16 protein-coding genes are annotated in these 16,829 nt (G+C 58.4%); 4 read left to right on the top strand and 12 right to left on the bottom strand.

The features are described 5' to 3' along the window. The 11 genes from pilV to F3J41_RS20755 form a co-directional block, all read right to left on the bottom strand. On the bottom strand, window positions 1-1,245 hold a 1,245-nt coding region (gene pilV / locus F3J41_RS20805), incomplete at its 3' end, for a shufflon system plasmid conjugative transfer pilus tip adhesin PilV (RefSeq protein ID WP_371815515.1). Between the two features lie 5 nt (window positions 1,246-1,250). Then, a complete protein-coding gene (locus F3J41_RS20800; RefSeq protein WP_166712295.1) occupies window positions 1,251-1,919 on the bottom strand; it encodes a prepilin peptidase in 669 nt (222 codons plus the stop codon). Beyond that, window positions 1,916-2,395, bottom strand: a complete 480-nt coding sequence (locus F3J41_RS20795) for a lytic transglycosylase domain-containing protein (RefSeq protein WP_058770081.1) — start codon at window positions 2,393-2,395, stop codon at window positions 1,916-1,918. The genes F3J41_RS20800 and F3J41_RS20795 overlap by 4 nt, the downstream gene beginning before the upstream one ends. Before the next feature lie 4 nt (window positions 2,396-2,399). Then, a complete protein-coding gene (locus F3J41_RS20790; RefSeq protein WP_088515942.1) occupies window positions 2,400-2,996 on the bottom strand; it encodes a type 4 pilus major pilin in 597 nt (198 codons plus the stop codon). Window positions 2,997-3,005: 9 nt separating this feature from the next. After that, window positions 3,006-4,121, bottom strand: coding sequence for a type II secretion system F family protein (locus tag F3J41_RS20785; RefSeq protein WP_059009395.1), 1,116 nt, complete (start codon window positions 4,119-4,121; stop codon window positions 3,006-3,008). Then, window positions 4,108-5,685 carry a GspE/PulE family protein gene (locus tag F3J41_RS20780; protein WP_166712293.1) on the bottom strand — a complete coding sequence of 526 codons (1,578 nt, stop codon included), beginning with the start codon at window positions 5,683-5,685 and terminating at the stop codon, window positions 4,108-4,110. Before F3J41_RS20780 ends, F3J41_RS20785 begins: the two co-directional genes overlap by 14 nt. A 7-nt stretch (window positions 5,686-5,692) precedes the next feature. After that, window positions 5,693-6,190: a type IV pilus biogenesis protein PilP gene (pilP, locus tag F3J41_RS20775; protein WP_166712291.1), complete on the bottom strand. Its 498-nt coding sequence runs from the start codon at window positions 6,188-6,190 to the stop codon at window positions 5,693-5,695. Beyond that, window positions 6,177-7,457, bottom strand: coding sequence for a type 4b pilus protein PilO2 (pilO2, locus tag F3J41_RS20770; protein ID WP_166712289.1), 1,281 nt, complete (start codon window positions 7,455-7,457; stop codon window positions 6,177-6,179). The genes pilP and pilO2 overlap by 14 nt, the downstream gene beginning before the upstream one ends. Window positions 7,458-7,460: 3 nt before the next feature. After that, window positions 7,461-9,134, bottom strand: a complete 1,674-nt coding sequence (locus F3J41_RS20765) for a PilN family type IVB pilus formation outer membrane protein (protein WP_166712287.1) — start codon at window positions 9,132-9,134, stop codon at window positions 7,461-7,463. 19 nt (window positions 9,135-9,153) lie between these two features. Beyond that, complete coding sequence (gene pilM, locus F3J41_RS20760) at window positions 9,154-9,597, bottom strand: type IV pilus biogenesis protein PilM (protein ID WP_166712285.1); 444 nt, start codon at window positions 9,595-9,597, stop codon at window positions 9,154-9,156. 1 nt (window position 9,598) lies between these two features. Beyond that, window positions 9,599-10,897 (bottom strand): TcpQ domain-containing protein, encoded by a 1,299-nt coding sequence (locus F3J41_RS20755; RefSeq protein ID WP_166712283.1) that lies wholly within the window; start codon window positions 10,895-10,897, stop codon window positions 9,599-9,601. Window positions 10,898-11,063: 166 nt separating this feature from the next. On the opposite strand from F3J41_RS20755, the gene F3J41_RS20750 reads away from it, so the two are divergent. From F3J41_RS20750 to F3J41_RS20735, 4 genes are all read left to right on the top strand, one after another. Then, complete coding sequence (locus F3J41_RS20750; protein WP_166712281.1) at window positions 11,064-11,405, top strand: FxLYD domain-containing protein; 342 nt, start codon at window positions 11,064-11,066, stop codon at window positions 11,403-11,405. Between the two features lie 177 nt (window positions 11,406-11,582). After that, window positions 11,583-12,197 carry an IS66-like element accessory protein TnpA gene (gene tnpA, locus F3J41_RS20745; RefSeq protein WP_022622967.1) on the top strand — a complete coding sequence of 205 codons (615 nt, stop codon included), beginning with the start codon at window positions 11,583-11,585 and terminating at the stop codon, window positions 12,195-12,197. Beyond that, window positions 12,194-12,541 carry an IS66 family insertion sequence element accessory protein TnpB gene (gene tnpB, locus F3J41_RS20740; RefSeq protein ID WP_058702782.1) on the top strand — a complete coding sequence of 116 codons (348 nt, stop codon included), beginning with the start codon at window positions 12,194-12,196 and terminating at the stop codon, window positions 12,539-12,541. Before tnpA ends, tnpB begins: the two co-directional genes overlap by 4 nt. Window positions 12,542-12,560: 19 nt before the next feature. Beyond that, on the top strand, window positions 12,561-14,138 hold the full coding sequence (locus tag F3J41_RS20735; RefSeq protein ID WP_104094417.1) for an IS66 family transposase: 1,578 nt from the start codon (window positions 12,561-12,563) through the stop codon (window positions 14,136-14,138). Between the two features lie 4 nt (window positions 14,139-14,142). On the opposite strand, the gene F3J41_RS20730 is transcribed toward F3J41_RS20735, so the two are convergent. Further along, the gene (locus tag F3J41_RS20730; RefSeq protein WP_233209859.1) at window positions 14,143-16,770 is read right to left on the bottom strand and encodes an autotransporter outer membrane beta-barrel domain-containing protein; all 2,628 of its coding nucleotides are present in this window, start codon (window positions 16,768-16,770) and stop codon (window positions 14,143-14,145) included. Between the last annotated feature and the right edge of the window lie 59 nt (window positions 16,771-16,829).

The following is a 16,829-nucleotide window of genomic DNA, read 5'->3' as shown; positions in this document are numbered from 1 at the left end:
ATTCCAGGAGGACCAGTCGCCATCATGATTTACTTTTCCAATTTCAAGTGGCCAGTTACCTCCACAGTAGTTCGCACATACCCTTAAAGTCGATCCGGCATTTGCCTTCCACACACCGGATTGACAGGAAAGTATGGCACCAGACGCATCGCGGCTTACCAGCCCGTTTGGCGAGCAGCCTGTACCAGCCGTGTTTACACCATCAAGCTGTAAAACCTCTCCCGTTGACAGTCGCCCATCAGCCCGAACGCTTCCTCCACGAACCTGGCCGCCGGTGTAGATGTTTTTGTTATTAATGGCACGTACCCAGTCATTGTCAGACATATAAAACCCGCCGCCATATGTCTCGTTAAGCCAGCCTTTAGAGCCCCGCGTGATCATCCAGCCATTATTAGACCTGATGTCATTATTCGCGGTAATAGCGTTGCCTGCAGTGATATTAGCGCCTGCAGAGACGCCGGACCCTGCTGTGACGTTCTGGCCCGTCACGGTTCCGTTAGCAGTGATGTTGCCGCGTGCAGTGACGTTACTGCTGAATGCACCGTTTACCGCGTTCACCGTAGCCGCGTTATTCAGGTTGTTTCCTCCCATATCAATGCTGGTATGCATCGTGTTCAGGTCTGGCTTACCGGTAACGGAGAAACGATACAGGCGATCGCTTTCACCCTGCGCGGCACCCAGTTCATCCGTGGTCAGCAGAACGGCGATATGGCCCTGCGTGGTGCTGACGCCAAATTGTGAGAGCGGCATGCTCCAGCTGCTCATCGCGCCGGTTGCGATCCCTGACGTCCAGATATAGCCCCCCATGCCAGAGGTGATATCCATTGATATCTGTCGCAGCGCCAGAAAGGGCAGCGCGGAACCGTTCTGTGTAAAAATCAGCCCCTGCAGCTGGTCCGTGTTAGTTGCATTCCGGACAAGCGCAGCGCGATATACCTGGCCATCAATAGTGTTCTCACTGAAACCCTGCTCCAGAAAACCGGTGTTTTTCAACATGACCGGCGTCACGATAACAGGGGACGTTGTCGTGGCGCTGGAGAGCAGCGTATCGTAATAACGTCCCGTATAGCTTTTGACGGCCTGCGTGAAACGGGAAACCTGCGCAGCGGTGTTCATCCATGTCCGCTTATCCATCCAGTCACTGATAAGCGAATACCCCCAGACGCTGACGAGTAAGAGAATAATCAGTGCGGCACCGGTGCTGATGATCGCCCAGCCCCTGTCGTTTTTTTCAGTCGATTTCACAGGCATCACCATGTAATGAGTGGATGATAAAGTTTGATAAGCGCGACCAGCATCGCGCCGGCGCACAGCCAGGGCCCCATAGGTCCTCCCTGCTGGACGCGGCGCACCAGAAGCTGCCAGAGCACAAATAAAAAGACGCCTGTGAGCAGTGCATAAAGCCCCTCACAACCACCGAGCCAGGCCGCAACAGCGCCGGCCAGCCAGACGTCCCCAAGCCCCAGGCATTCACGCGCAGAGACTTTTCCAGTGACGTAGCGCCAGAGCCCGAATAACCCCAGCGCCGTCGCGGCAGAGAATGCATGCCCCCAGAATCCGGGGGCTGACAGAGCAGCAGCCAGACCTGCAATCAGGCAGCTCACCGTCATATAACGGGGCAGAAATCCGGTGAGCGCATCGATGAGCGTCATCCTGAAGAGAAAAAGGCTGAGCAACAGCGCCATCAGCCTTTCCAGAGCCGGCGCCGGCGACAGTACGATGCAGGTTGCCGATGCCGCAAAAAGCCAGGTAATGCCGGCGGGGGCGGGATTTAAAAAAATGGCCAGCCATTCTTTTTCATCATTGGTGGTCAGATAGCTGAGGCGTACCAGGTTTGCCATAAAACAGAACAGGCACAAGCCAAGCGGAAAAATGATGATAAGCATTGGCCACGGCATGCTCAGCGTCAGCAGCGTCACAGTTTAATTCCCCGTTCTTTTAGTAAAAGCTGGCGGTAAATGGCATATATGCGGTTGGCATAGGACTCGCGCGTTTCATGGCGGTCTTTTCTGAACCCGGCGTTATACGAGCCGAGACAGTTCCAGCTGTAGCCACAGACCTGAAAATGTCTGGCAAGTATCCAGGTGCCGATTTGTACATTAAGGCAGGGGCGCGTCAGCAAATCCTGTGGACCGCTGATGACCCCCTGCGCGATCAGCCCAGGAATATGTGAGGAATTGATCTGCATCAGCCCATAGTCCGTGCTAAGCGCCCGCCCGGTTTTTTTATCCCGGTTAATATTCGTTATTGCCGGCCGGAGGCTGCTCTCGCCCGTAGCGATGGCTTTAAGCAGGAGCGGATCGAGATGGTACTTCGCACCCGCTGCGTCAAAGCAAAACGCCCCCGCACGGGGGCAAAGCAATATCAGGAACAGAACCGTGGACAGGCGCAGCATGTCATCAGCCGTTATGCGTAAAGACGAGCGTGTTATTCCCGGTCATGCCGCTGTCAGCCGTGCAGGACTTTCCTGCCGCTTCCGCGCTGACAATGCCGTCGCTGAAATCCGTGCTGTTAATGCTGATTGCGCTGAATGCACCGCCGGAACCAAGCTGGGTGGCAATAGAGATGCAGTCTGCCTGCGGTACTTTCTGGGTCGTAACAGAAAATCCGTTGTTGAACCCGTTGGTCGCCACCGGTGCTATCACGACCTGGCCACCATAGCTGTTCCACATCGTCGCCGTGCCGGAGCTCGCCGTTCCCTGAATGGTCCAGCCGGCTTTCGGCGCGCCACCCTGCTGGATCAGGGTGCCGGTCATCGTGGTGCTGCTGGTAAAGTTGTACCCTCCCTGAGTCTGCTTAAGCTGCTGAGCATTGGTCACGATAAACTGGAGATTGGATACCTCCACGCCTACGGACTTTTTACCCCACAGGCTCCAGATCCATGCACCCACGATACAGATAACAACGATGGTGAGCAGTGCAATGGCGCCATGTTCCATAATGCCCCAGCCGCGATCGGGCTGGCGATGATGTTGCGGGAATGCCTTTGATGACATGATGTTTCCTTAATGTGTGCTGAAGGTGTTCATATCCTGAATCTGCATCACCATCAGCAGTATGAGTAAGAAGAAACTCATAATCAGGACGAGAGAAAAGAGCTTGGTGACGTTCGCGCGGCGGGCAACGCGCGCCAGCGCCTGCTCCAGCCAGCGATCGGCATAGTTGGTGATCAGCGATGCTGCGCTGTTGCCTTTATCGAGAAGAGAGAGGTAGTTCACCGCCTCACGGCTGGGGAAGTCATAACCGCTGTTGCGCATTGCGCGACCCAGAGAATCGCCCTCGCTCATGCAGTCCATTGCGCCCTCGATGCGCTCCTGCAGCCAGGGCGGAGCGAATCCGTTAAGGATCTGCAGCGACTTAAGCTCCTGCACGCCAGCACCCAGCAGCGCCCCGATATTCATCAGAAACACCGCCCCCTGCAGGTCTTTGTAAACCGACCAGGGCAAAAGGTAATCAGCGAAGCGACGCAGTCGCCCCCGCCATCGGGGCAGGGACCAGAACGCCAGCGTCACAAGTGCCGCGACCGCGCCGGCAGCAGTCAGTCCCCAGCGGCTGCTCCACTGCGCAACCCCATTCATAAATCCGAGTGCGCCAGTCCAGCCTGCCGGATCGGACATTTTGCTCAGGGTGGGGACCAGCGCCAGGTTGTTGGCCAGCAGCAACCCCGTCCCCAGCAATACCAGCACGATCGGGAATACTGAGGCGAATACCACCTGGCCGAGAATGCGACGACGGGCCACAATGAGTTTATCCGCCTGCATCAGGGCACCGGGAATATTGCCGGTTTCCATGCCGGCGCTGATAAGTGCGGCCTCTTCGTAAGGTGCCCAGGCGGCCAGCACGTCCTGCAGCGCGCGACCGGGGCGGTTATCGTTCACCCCTTCAAGACAGTCCTGAACCAGCTCGTGGTAAGGATGCCAGCGGCTGCCAAAGTCGGTGTGCACCTCGCCAATCATGGTCAGGGCCTCTTTGAGTTGTTTACGGTTTTCCAGCAGAAAGCGCAGGGTCTCGTAAAACGGCTGGCGGTACTGGCCGGTGAATGTTGCCCTGACCAGGCGGTAGCGCAGGTTTTCTGCTATCGACATATGCCTGTCAGGCGTGAAGCGATCAGCGGATGCCATCGGGTACCTCGCACTCCATTACCGAATCTTCATCCAGCGGACAGATAAGATCGCCTTCCAGCGGGTCAACACGCCCCTCAGCCAGGTATCTCATCAGGTGCATGCGGCGGGTAATACCGCCCTGATTCACCCAGTACTGACGGGCAACGGCCGGGCCGTGTGACAGCCAGAGCTGCATCAGGCGGGCATCGGTCCGTATTACTTCGGCAATGGCCGTGCGCCCGGTCACACCCCGGCTGATAATGCGTCCGGTCAGCGGCACCGTTTTCTGACAGTGGGGACAGCCTTCGTGATTGCGGAAAAAGAGTTTGCTGGTATCGCAGAAGCCCTCAACAGTGCAGTACCGTTCAAGACGTTCCAGCGTATCAGCGTCCAGCTCAGGTGCTTTTTTCTCCCACGGCACCCGGCAGTGTTCGCACAGCAGCGGCACGAGACGCTGGCCTATTAAGCCGGTGATGAGTGCGGCATCTGCCAGAAGGTGGCGGTCAATACCGAAGTGCTCCATACGACGCAGGGAGCCAATGGGGCTCTGCGTGTGCAGCGTGGAGAACAGCGCGTGGCCGGTTTCACTGGCGTAAATGCCGGCGATAAGGGAGTGCAGGTCACGCATCTCGCCGTTCAGAATGGCATCCGGATCGAGACGCAGCGCGGAGGCATTGGCGTTAGTCCAGGCGCGACTGATGGCCTCCGGCGAGTTATCGGCAGGCATGACGGCCGTCTGTATGGCACCCGGAATCCGACCCTCAGGCGGATTTTCCAGCGTCAGCAGGCGCTTTTTACCGCCCGTCAGATCAAGCCAGATGTCACTGAACACGCGCAGCGTGGCGCTTTTGCCCGAGCCGGTTGGGCCAGTGAGCAGCACCATGCCTTCCGGAAGGCGAAGGATCTGCATAATGAGCTTTATCTGCTCCGGCAGAAAACCCAGCTGCGGCAGCGTCGGTATGTTGTCACCGTCGTCCGGAATAAGACGCATGACAACTATCAACCCGTCGGGCGTTGGACGATGCTCGTATCGCGCGCCATAAAGACCGGCGCGGCGGGCAAACTTTGCATCTATGCGTCCTGACTGCTCGCGACCGGCAAAAAATGACTGTTCGCGCACGTCGCACATGGAAAGATATGAGGTAGAGGCCAGCGTCATCCCCTCCACATCTTTCACTTCATCCACCACCTCCAGCTCGCCATGAATACGCAGCTGGACGATGGAAATCCTGCGATCACTGCTGATTTCAATATGAATATCAGAGGCATTGAACTCGTGACCGAGCCTCATATAGTTGATGACCTTATCCTGCGATACGCTGATGTCGAGCTTGTCCAGATCGCCTTCGCTGACGCTCTGTGACAGGCTCAGGCCGCGCTGCTCTGCCACTTCACGCCGGCGGTTCAGCTCGCTCAGCGTCACAAACTCGGTTTTTGCCGTGGGATGCGTCCGGGTGACGTCCATCACCCAGCGTTGTATGGCCGCTTCTTTACGGCGGTTGCCGTCGATTAACAGTGTTACGCCACCGGTGGCATGCAGCTCGGCGAACACAAAATCCATTATCTCTTTATCAGGTGTCATCGTGGCCTCAGAAGGAGAGTTCAGAATTGTCGCTGAGGCGCACAAGCGTTGACGTTACCTCAGTGACGCGTTTAGCCGTGCCCGGGATTTGATCGCCTTTTACCACCTCCGTGACCCCGCCGTCAGGCAGGACAATGCGCGCGCGTAACTGATTACCCCGCCCGTAAATTTCCTGCAGTCGAACGCTGCCGGCGCGCTTCTCCGTGCCGGCAGACGCAGCCTGCTGAGAGGGGGCAGGCTGCGCCATAACCGGCATGGCCGGCTGGCTGGCGGTGGCCAGATAATTCCGGTCGGCACCCTGTCCGGACTGACTTTCCCGCAGCTGCTGCTCCAGCCGCGCCGTCTGCACTTTCTGCTCCAGAATCAGATTGCGGGCCTGCGCAGCTTCCAGCTCCCCGAGGGTGACATTCGGCGGCAGCACATCGCCGGCAGCGGCCGCAGGCGCGGGTCCGCAGAGCAGAGCGGACAGAAGCAGCCCAGGCAGGGCGGGATTAATTCTGCGCATAGATGCTCCCCTTCATGGTGTAGTCGAACTGCCCCTGCGGGCTCATGGTGATCGAAAGGCTGCTGAGGCGAAGCCCCGTGGCATCAAAATCCTGCAACAGTCGCTCGGGCTGCAGACGTGAGCTGACAGAAAAGTTAAATTCCCGCCAGTCCTGTATAGGGGTAATTTTTTCCTCACCCGGCGCGACCGGCGGCGGCTTCACCTCGGTAAATTTCACGTCGAGATTGCGGCGCTGCAGATGGGATATAAAGCGCATAAGCTGAGCATCAGCACCGGGCAGAGCTTCGTCAGTGAACCCGGTCGGGGGGGTATGGTTAAAGGGAATGAAAACATCACCGTTTTTACCGCCTTCCTGCAGATTGAAGACGGCTGAGTGACCGAGCAGCTCACGGGCGCGGCGGGAGAAATCCTCGACCGTTGCACCCGGGGTGGCAACAAAGCGCAGGCGCAGGCCCTCCGGGACGCATTCCCCGTCGGTAAAGCGCCAGCCGGCAACGGATGCGAATACGGGCTCACGCGTGAGCCAGCAGTTGCTTAGCAGCACTGAAACAGGAGGCAGTGAGGCCCACGGGTGCGGTGCGCGTGCGGGTTCAGCCGGCTTTTCTTTCGTCAATGCCATGCGGGCGCGAAACGCTGCCATTGCAGCGGCCTGTTCAGCCTTTTCCGATGCCGCATCGAACCAGTAAACGCCACAGGCCACCGCGAGGCTGACGGCGGCTGCCGGGATAATGACCGACAGGGCGGTCACGCGCTTATGAAGCCGGCAGCGTTTTACCTGCGCCCGGCTGAGTCTGTCGGTCAGTGTGCCGGCGTGCAGGTTGTCGTCTGCCGTTGCGGCACAGCGTAAACGCGGCGAATCAGCATCATTAAAACGCAGGAAGTTTGCCGCCGACTGTTCAATGATGGCGCGGGAGCCGGTCACATCGCCCATAACGGATAACTGCCCGCCGATAGCCGCGAAAAAGACCCACGAATCCTCGGTGTGACTCAGGCGGTAAATACCCCAGGCATTTCCGCCCTCGGCCAGCAGGAATGCCACGGCCAGCGCGTGCTGGCTGCGGCGCACGCGCCCCGGGGAAACCAGGCCGCGCATTGAAGCATTTCCTCTTCCGGCAGCGGCATAATGCGTATCAGGCGACGCTTTACTGCGAAACCGGGTACTTAACGCATTACGCTGCGGCTCCCAGTGCAGACCTGCCATCCAGTCCCGCCGCTGATGCGTCAAACGGATGCCGGCCCGGAGGCTCATTTTTTTCAGTACTGACATGGTTTACCTCAGCAGAACAGGGGTGATCATGATGACGAGCGTCGTGCGGCCGCGGGAGCCTGTCTGGCCGCCGCCCAGAATGAAGTTGTTTGGCGTAAGGGTGCCCTGTTTGTCTGCAGAAAGGTTCTGCTGTTCCGAACCGGTCAGCACCAGCGTCTGACCAGAGCGCAGATTGACCTTGCGGGCCAGCCCTTCGGTTGACGTTGTCGGCAGATCGTTACGAGTATTGCCGTCAGCGCTGAGGAATTTCTCAATCTGCGGCGGGCTGGTATAGCTGAAGGCGAACTGCAGCTGCACGTCGCCGTTTTCCTGAATGAACGGCAGCATGGTCATGAACAGGCCGGTGGTAATGGTCGTCGTCGTCATCGATGAGGTGACGCCCACGTTCGCCGTTGCGGTTGTGCTGGAACTGGACAGGATGCCTTTCTGGCTTGAAAGCTGATACGCCACCGGCGTCAGGTTGGCTGTAGGGTCAGTCTGGTTCAGTGCCATGCTGACATTACCCTGCTCGGAAAGGGCTTTAATAAGCAGGCTTGATCCGGAGAATTTAGCCGCATTACCTGTGGCCGTATCGAGGATTGAGATACCGGCGCTGGCGGCTGATGTGGAGGCATTGGCCATTGACCCTGTCAGGCTGGCGCCAAAGTTATGGAGGGATTTATAAACCAGCCCCCAGTCAAGGCCCAGCTGCTCGTTGCGTGTCTGGCTGACGCTGACAATCTGAATATTGAGCTGTACCTGACGGCTCAGAACCTTGTTCTGATACTCGATATAGCGACCGATGCGGTTAAGCACGTCAGGCGTATCCGTCACGCTCAGCGTGCCGGTGGCGGCCGAAAGCCAGAATCGCCCGGATTTTGGGGTCACCATCTGCTCAACCGTTTTACGAATATCATCGTAAAGGTCGCTGTTCATGCCGTAATCAGTTTTCTGATTAGAGCTGATATCGCCTGTCGTCCCGCCGGTCGTCCCGCCGCCGCTGCCCAGCTGATTGCCTGAGCCGGAATTGATCGAGGCGCTGCTGTTAACCTTTGTATTCAGGATAACCAGCTGAAAAGTGCGGGTATCCTGAAGATAGAAATACACGCCGCTGCTGTCACTTCGCCAGGACAGGCCGTATCCGCTGGCTTCAATATCAAGAAGATCGCGGACATCCCCCTGGAACTTAAGGCCACGCGCAATCATGGTGCTTTGCTGAACAGGCGCGGCCTGCCCTGCAGAAGCGCCGATCTGTGAAAGCGGCACACGACCGTTATCATCGGGTGCCGGCAACGCACCGCTCATCGGGGAGGTGACCACACCTCCGGTTGTGACATTGCTCAGCGCTGCATAAGCATCGGGGGTGATCGACACCCGGATGCCACAAAGCGCGGTGATGCGCTGACCCAGCTCCGGCAGTGAAATCCCTTCCGGCCGGTTAATCGTTATCTGACAGGAAGGCAGTTTTTTTTCATCCGGCGTGGACACGACCGGTGCAACCGGCTGCAGGTTCACCCAGGGTTTATCAGACCAGACAACGGTAGGCTGAGATAAAGCCTGGCGGCTCTGCAGCACCCACTGTGCCGTTTCAGCCTGACCTGTGGCTTCCTTATCCATTTTGCTGATTTCACTCAGCGAACATGATGACAGCACAAACGCGGCGGCCAGCGCTGTCAGGCAGAAAGGTAAACGGCGCATCCGCAGCCCCCTGGTGTTGTTAGTTAAGGTAAACAATGCTGCCCTCCGATACGCCGGACGGCAGAGAGAGATTCATATCGGTGCCATCCGCCATGCGCAGACGGCCACCGCTGACGGTCAGGGCCAGCGCCGAGGTCATGGACCTCGCACGCAGCGCGGCAAAAACACCGTCAGTTGCAGGCACCCATATCCAGAGGCGCCCCCCCTGGATAACGGTCTTAATGCGATTGTCCGGGAGCGGCACCATACCTGTCTGAGCAAGTGATACCGGACCATCAGCCACCGCTTTTCCGTAGCGCCAGTTATTTACCGCGTCCGCGGTGCGCAGCATGTCGCCGGCAAGCCGATCCGGCAGGGTCTGCTGCATTGAAAGCCGGATGTGTTCAGCAGAATGGCGCTGCGCATCACCCGCCATCAGCGAAATGACCAGACAGAACACGAGTATGGGCAGCGCAAACCCCATCTCAGTGACCTCCTCCCACTGGCGTATCGCTCACGGAAATCAGGCACTGAATACGATTGGCTTCAGCGAAAAGAGGTTTTTCGGCTTTGCGGTAGAGGTCAAAAACCTGAACCATGACCGACTCAAAGTTGCCGTGGAAAACCAGCGGCGCATCGATGCGGTAATCAAGCGTCACGGGCCAGATAACGACCCAGTTGCCGCCATTACTGCACTGTGCTTTCGAAGCCCAGCTGGTCAGCGTCTCTTTCAGGGTCGAACCCGGTTCCGCCCGCCAGGTCTGCCCGACGGGAAGCGCAGCAACTGGCGTACCCGGCGCATAAGAAGATGAGGCCTGGCTGCTGACGGGAGGCGCCGGCGGCAGCGTTGTAACGGGGCTGACCGGTGCCGACGGTGAGGTGCCGTTCACTGTAGACTGCAGCGCGGTCGCCGGGCGCGCTGCGGCCACAGTGGGTTTCTGCGACAGCGCTGTTCTTCGATCAGGTGCATGAGTCGCAGCAGGGGATGACACCGGTTTGCTTTTTACCGGGGCCACCGAAGGGATTTTCTGTGGTGCCGACACGTTCGCCGCCGTCAGCACCGGAGACGGAACTGCGGGATTCTGCGGTTTGAGCGAGGTTTCCGGGGCGGTGGCCGGGGCATTGACGCTGATGGTGTCACCGGTAAAAGGATTGCGTGAGACGGTATTGCCTTTTCCTGTCACCACCGGGGGCTGAACAGGCTGCGTCACAACCGGACGATTCACATTTACAGCCTGTGGCGCACGCGAGATCGGCACCGTCTGGGGGGTAGCAAAACTACGAAACTGGTCACGCAGCTCAAAGCAGATTTCACGGTTCACTTCATCCACCTTCAGGCGCCAGGCCGGACCGGCCAGCACCTGCAGGGCTTCGCTCAGTTTCACGGGACCGATATCGCGCTGCACGGCAGGAAGGGGGCGGCTGAGCAGTTCTGAAAATGCTGAAGAAGTGGCTGAGCATAGTGAATAGCCGGACTCCAGCAGGAGATAACGAAATCCTTCTCCCACTGAGTTAACCAGCTGAGCAGGCATAGTGATATCGATTATCTGATTAAGCGGATCGCGCTGCGCATCATCTGGGCGTGTGCTGACGAGCGTGTAACGGTCGTAGCGCACCACTTCAGGAGAACGATTTCGGTAAATGTCATCGAAGCGGGCAGGCTGCTGATAACGGCCATTGATTAATGGCGCTGCGTCAGAGGCCGGGTTGCTGCAGCTGGCCAGCATGACAGAGCAGGCAAGCAGTCCGGCTCCCGTTGCCGCGCGTCTTGAAGGTACTGCCATCAGGATTCACCCCAGGAATAGTCTTAGTCAGGAGTGCTATTCTCGCGGTGGAGGAAAAACGGACAATGCGAAACTATGTCTGCGGATTAAAGAATTAAGTTTTGCAAACCGATAGAAGAGAAGTGGCAGTCAGTCACTTTATCAAAACAGTCAAAATGAGGATGACATGAAAAAAAGCATTAGCGGTGTTTGCCTTTACTTAGCACTGGTCGCCGGAGCAACGGCTGCTGGCAACGATAACGTACAGTTAAGTAATCTGCATTTTCAGAGCACACAAAACGGATTACAAACAATTCAGGGGCTGGGCCAAAATACCAGTTCAAAGACCCTCGCAAATGTAATCATCAAAATCAACCTGCTTAAAGATGATGTGGTCATCGGTCAGGCGGGAGACCTTGTCAGTAACATTGAGCCTGGTCAGAAATTTGTTATTAACGCCAGCTTCAACAGCTTTGAACTGCACCCTGACTCGTTCAAGGTTACAGAGGTAACGGCTTTCCAGAAATAATACCCTCCGGGTCAACCCCTTCGGTCCATAAAAGCAAGTTTTACGTATCGAAGGGGTTCTCGATTTTCCCGCTGTTTCAGGTTGCATTGGATAAAAAAAGCGCCCGAAGGGTAAGCGTCACGTTTATACCGTCTTCCATTTCTTCCCGTGTTTCCTACCATGGACACTTTCGCGAACATGGACACTACCGTGGACAGAAACACGCCTTACACCAGTCGACCCTGGATCATTACTGCACTCAGCCTGCGGTTTAACGACGCCCTGACCTACCGTGAAATCGCTGAGCAACTGAAAGTCAGCACTTCCGCTACGCATAAAATGTTCAAGCGTTTTCGCCGTACGGGTATTAACTGGCCGCTGCCCGAGGACTACACGCCTGAACGGCTTGAGGAGGAGCTCTACGCCTTCAATCTGGAAACGAACCTGCCCGTAAAAAAGCGGCGTCCGGACTGGCCGCTGGAGTTCAAAATCCGTATGGCAGAGTTGAGCCTGCAGCCGGACGCCTGCGTGGCAAAGCTGGCCCGGGAGCATGGGGTCAATGACAATCTGGTATTTAACTGGCGCAACCTGCACCGTCAGGGCCTGCTGGATCCTGCCACGCGCGCCGGGATGATACCCGTCACGGTTGAGCCTTTTCCTGTTCCGGTCAGGCAGAACGGCGGCACACCGGATTCGCCCCCCGTTATCAGCTGTAAGCTGACGCTGCCTGGCGGCACCCTGAGCCTGACCGGCCCCGTGACACCGGAGCTGCTGCGGGCGCTGGTCAGTGCAATCCGTGGGAGTGAGGTATGATTAGCTTTCCGGCAGGCGCACGCATCTGGCTGGTTGCCGGCGTGACGGACATGCGCTGCAGCTTCAACGGTCTGGCCGCAAAGGTGCAGAACACGCTGCGTGCCGACCCTTTCAGCGGCCACCTGTTCATCTTCCGGGGCCGGCGCGGCGATATGGTTAAGGTCCTCTGGGCAGACCCCGATGGTCTTTGTCTTTTTACGAAGCGCCTTGAGCGGGGGCGTTTCGTCTGGCCGGTGAACCGGGACGGCAGGGTGCACCTGACGCAGGCCCAGCTGGCCATGCTGCTGGAAGGCATTAACTGGAAGCATCCGCAGCGGATAAATCCTCCTGGCCTGCGCATCTGAACCGGCGTAATGTGAGCGCATGGAACGCTCACTTTCTGCAGAAAATGCCCGCCTCAGGGCGCTGCTGGACACACAGCAGCGAAGCCTTGAGCAGATGGCCGAAAACAACCGCCTCCTGTCACAACGGGTGGCGGCGTACGCCAGCGAAATCAGCCGGCTGAAAGCGCTGGTCGCGAAGCTGCAGCGGATGCAGTTCGGCAAAAGCTCCGAAAAGCTGCGGGAGAAAACGCAGCGTCAGGTGCGTCAGGCAGAGGAGCACATCAGCGCCCTGCAGGAGGAGATGGCAGAGGTCCTGGGTGAACAGCATGACCCGGTACTTCCGCCGCCGCTGCGCCAGTCTTCCGCCCGCAAACCGTTGCCGGCCTCGCTTCACCGTGAAATCCGCATGCTGCCACCGACAGAAACCGCCTGTCCGGCCTGCGGCGGCGAGCTCAGCGCGCTGGGCTGCGACGTGTCGGAACAGCTGGAGCTCATCAGCAGCGCCTTTAAGGTCATCGAGACGCAGCGGCCGAAGCTGGCCTGCTGCCGCTGTGACCACATCGTTCAGGCCCCCATGCCGTCAAAACCCATAGAGCGCAGCTACGCGGGCCCCGGGCTGCTGGCGCGCATCGTCACGGCGAAGTTCGCGGAGCACACGCCTCACTATCGTCAGTCGGAGATATACCGCCGTCAGGGCGTGGAGCTGAGTCGTGCCACGCTGGGGCGCTGGTCCGGCGCGGTGAGCGAACTGCTGGAGCCACTGTATAAGCTGCTGCGTCAGTACGTGCTGATGCCGGGTAAGGTGCACACCGACGATATCCCGGTGCCGGTTCAGGAGCCGGGCAGCGGCAAAACCCGGACTGCCCGGCTGTGGGTGTACGTACGGGATGACCGCAACGCCGGTTCGCAGCTGCCGGCGGCGGTCTGGTTCGCTTACTCGCCGGACCGTAAGGGCGTTCATCCACAGCAGCATCTCGCCAGGTACAGCGGCATCCTGCAGGCGGATGCCTACGGGGGCTACAACGCCCTGTACAAAGACGACCGCATCACGGAAGCGGCCTGCATGGCCCACGCCCGGCGGAAAATCCACGACGTTCATGCCCGCACGCCGACCGGTATCACCACCGAAGCGCTCAGGCGCATCGGCGAACTGTATGCCATCGAGACGGAGATACGCGGAAGCCCGGCAGAGGAACGGCTGGCGGTCCGGAAAGCGCAGACCGTGCCGCTGATGCAGTCGCTGTACGACTGGATACAGGTTCAGATGACGGAGCTGTCGCGCCACTCCGATACGGCAAAGGCGTTCGCCTACCTGCTGAAGCAGTGGGACGCGCTGAACCTGTACTGCAGCAATGGCTGGGCGGAAATCGACAACAACATCGCGGAAAACGCGCTGCGGTGCGTCGCCCTGGGCCGGAAGAACTGGCTGTTCGCCGGTTCAGACGCAGGTGGGGAGCGGGCAGCGGTTCTGTACTCGCTGATCGGCACCTGCCGGCTGAACGGCGTGGAGCCGGAGGCGTGGCTGCGTTACGTCATCGGCCACATCCAGGACTGGCCGGTGAACCGGCTGCGCGATCTGCTGCCCTGGAAAGCTGACCTGCTGCCCGCGACGGGATGATATCTCAGAACCGGTAGCTTACCTGCAGCGAGCCCTGACTGTCGCGGTAGCCACCGCCTCCGGCCTGCTGCGTGAACACCAGGGCGCCCGACAGGCTCCTCGACAGACGCCCCTCCACACCCGTTTTCAGCTCGGCCACGTTCCGGCTACCCCGCACATCATCCGTTTCTTCATTCATGCGCACGCCGTACACCTGTGTGTTGTGCAGCCAGTTCACCTCCACGAACGGCTGGAACTCGCGCACGGTCTGCTGGTCCAGCCGGCTTTTCCCGTTCAGGTAGGTTCTGAGTCCCAGGCGGGTGGTGACCCCGTCGTTTCCCGTCCCCTGCACGCGGGTGCCGCCCGCCTCGGTGTGGTCATCCGCCCGGATGCCGGACCAGACAGCCTGCGCGTGCGGTTCAAGGAACAGGCGGTTCTCCGTTCCGCTGCGGCTCTGCCAGCGTCCCGCCAGCCAGGCATAGCCGCCCTCCAGCGACGCCTTTATTCCCTGACTGTTGTAGCGCTCCACAGGCAGCATATCCCCTGAGACCTCGTTGCGGAACCAGTTGTACTGCGCCCACGTCTCGGCCCATGCGCCGGTTTTGGCCTCTGCGTTCTGGTACCACGTGCCGTACACCCCTGCACTGTATCCGCTCACGCTGCCCTTTGCGTCCCGGCCGGTCAGGCCGTTGTGTGAGCCGCTGTCCGCCCGGCCGTAGCCGCCCATAAGGCCGGCGTGAAGCGCGTCCGTGCCGTTTGTGGAGCCCTGAATAATATCCCCGCCCAGCTGCAGCACATAACGGTCAGTCTGCGTGCGGTTCTGGCCGTCCGCCATGGACGCGCGCCCGTGGCTGCCCAGATTACGCATCCACAGGCTGGTCGTACGGGCCTCCCCCGTTACCGGGTCGCTGTAGCGCGTTTCCCCGCTGCGGTCCCGCATTGACAGGTCAAACAGGGTATTCGCCGCCTGAAGGTTAGCCGTGTAGGCCGACGCCTCGGGGCGATACATGCGGACTGGCTCAGGTGAAGGCCCGGGAGAAGGTGTGGGGTCAGGGACTGATGCGAAGGCAGTGCTGGTCAGGTACCAGCCCGCCGTGTCGGTACCCGAAACGTTTCCTTTGCGCAGCCTGTAGTCGTAGGCACCGGCCACCACGCGGTTACCCAGCGAGAACACGGCGTCAGAGCGCCCGCCCACGCTGATGAGCTGGATACCGTCCAGCGTCTGCGCGCCGCCGCCGTTCTCGTTGGTCACGAAAAGCGTGCTGGCACCGCTTGTGTTGCCGGTCACCACGAGGCGGTCAGTCAGGGAGTCATCGCCGCCCAGCACGCTGCCGAGCGATACCGAGCTGCCGGGCAGTCCGGTATAATCACCGTTAACCGTCAGGGTGTTGCCCGCGCTGGCCGGGGTGGGATTCAGCACGAGGCTTCCGCGGTTGGTCAGGCTGGCATTAATGACTGAGGAGGCGTTTTTTTCCGTACTGAAGAGCAGTGTGCCGTTCTGTGACAGGGCACCGTCAAGGATACTGCCGCTTTCCAGGGTCAGGGTGCCGTTATTTACCGTGCCGTTAGCGGCGGACCAGCGGGCAGATGGTGAGAGCGTCAGTGAACTGCCGGACGTGACGGTAATATTGTCCACGCTTGCGTTATTCGTGGCGGTGAACGCTGCGGACGAGTTTCCATCCCCCACGAACACTGCAGAGCCCGCCTGACCGGTTAATGCGCCGTTAATAACCGCTCTGGTCCCACTGATATAAATCGCTGAGTTGCCAAGGTAAACAGAGCCATCAAGCAATCCTGAGTTGTGAATACCGCCGCTAATGTTGCCTGAATTGTATACAGACCAGTTTCCCCCTCTGATTGTGCCGCTGTTTACAATCTGAGAGATGTTACCGGCATTGCTTATACCCGTGTCTGCCCCCTGAATGATTCCACCAGACTCATTGAGGATACTGCCAATCGTTCCTTCGTTGAGAATACCATTGCCGACGGAGCCCGTAATGGTGCCCGTATTGTCAATTTTACCTATCCGGTTGGTTATTCCACTCGTTGTAAGGTTAGTAATACCTGTCGCAGCTTTGATTTTCCCGTTATTAAAAACCGCGTCAATTGATGAAAGGTTATAAAGGGCGGTGGTGTAATTGTCGTTTCCGGTCAGATCGCTGTTGAGGGCCATATTGGTGATCAGGGAATCATTCTGCAGTGTGCCGCTGTTTGTAAAATCCCCAATAAACCCTGAAACGTTATAAACGGCGGCAATACCTGTCCCTCCGGTCACGGATATAAGTCCGTCATTAATAAAGTCATCAATGTGAGTTTCGTTTGACACCCCAGGCCCGTTACTGGCTATGCGTATACCCGTGTAAGCAGAAGTGATGGTGCCACCATTACCAAACACTTCCAGATTGTTGTCCGGAATATAGACCGCGACGCCACCCACGCCCTCACGGGTAACATCAACAGAAGCTCCCTGAGCCACCGAGAAAAAACCCAGTGACGGCGAAACCGTACATTCTTCGGTTTCCTGACTGGTGACGGTCTGTGAATCTTCATCGGCAACCGAGTCACAGACACTGGCTGCCACTGATGAAAATGAAAGTAAATTTAAACTCATCAGGCTGACGGTCCACAATACGTGCTTTTTTTCATGAATCATTTTGAACCCCGTTCAGGAAAAAACTTCATAAATACTGGCGTGAAATAAGCGAAGTCTGG

This window comes from Pantoea sp. Ap-870, assembly GCF_011752515.1.
In the GTDB taxonomy this organism is placed as follows: domain Bacteria; phylum Pseudomonadota; class Gammaproteobacteria; order Enterobacterales; family Enterobacteriaceae; genus Pantoea; species Pantoea dispersa.
This window is presented reverse-complemented; position numbering and strand designations above follow the sequence as displayed.

Bases quoted from the DNA above. Each gene is read 5' to 3' on its own strand.
- F3J41_RS20795 (WP_058770081.1), bottom strand. From the start codon at position 2,395: ATGCTGCGCCTGTCCACGGTTCTGTTCCTGATATTGCTTTGCCCCCGT.
- F3J41_RS20790 (WP_088515942.1), bottom strand. From the start codon at position 2,996: ATGTCATCAAAGGCATTCCCGCAACATCATCGCCAGCCCGATCGCGGC.
- F3J41_RS20785 (WP_059009395.1), bottom strand. From the start codon at position 4,121: ATGGCATCCGCTGATCGCTTCACGCCTGACAGGCATATGTCGATAGCA.
- F3J41_RS20780 (WP_166712293.1), bottom strand. From the start codon at position 5,685: ATGACACCTGATAAAGAGATAATGGATTTTGTGTTCGCCGAGCTGCAT.
- pilP (WP_166712291.1), bottom strand. From the start codon at position 6,190: ATGCGCAGAATTAATCCCGCCCTGCCTGGGCTGCTTCTGTCCGCTCTG.
- pilO2 (WP_166712289.1), bottom strand. From the start codon at position 7,457: ATGTCAGTACTGAAAAAAATGAGCCTCCGGGCCGGCATCCGTTTGACG.
- F3J41_RS20765 (WP_166712287.1), bottom strand. From the start codon at position 9,134: ATGCGCCGTTTACCTTTCTGCCTGACAGCGCTGGCCGCCGCGTTTGTG.
- pilM (WP_166712285.1), bottom strand. From the start codon at position 9,597: ATGGGGTTTGCGCTGCCCATACTCGTGTTCTGTCTGGTCATTTCGCTG.
- F3J41_RS20755 (WP_166712283.1), bottom strand. From the start codon at position 10,897: ATGGCAGTACCTTCAAGACGCGCGGCAACGGGAGCCGGACTGCTTGCC.
- F3J41_RS20750 (WP_166712281.1), top strand. From the start codon at position 11,064: ATGAAAAAAAGCATTAGCGGTGTTTGCCTTTACTTAGCACTGGTCGCC.
- tnpA (WP_022622967.1), top strand. From the start codon at position 11,583: ATGGACACTACCGTGGACAGAAACACGCCTTACACCAGTCGACCCTGG.
- tnpB (WP_058702782.1), top strand. From the start codon at position 12,194: ATGATTAGCTTTCCGGCAGGCGCACGCATCTGGCTGGTTGCCGGCGTG.
- F3J41_RS20735 (WP_104094417.1), top strand. From the start codon at position 12,561: ATGGAACGCTCACTTTCTGCAGAAAATGCCCGCCTCAGGGCGCTGCTG.
- F3J41_RS20730 (WP_233209859.1), bottom strand. From the start codon at position 16,770: ATGATTCATGAAAAAAAGCACGTATTGTGGACCGTCAGCCTGATGAGT.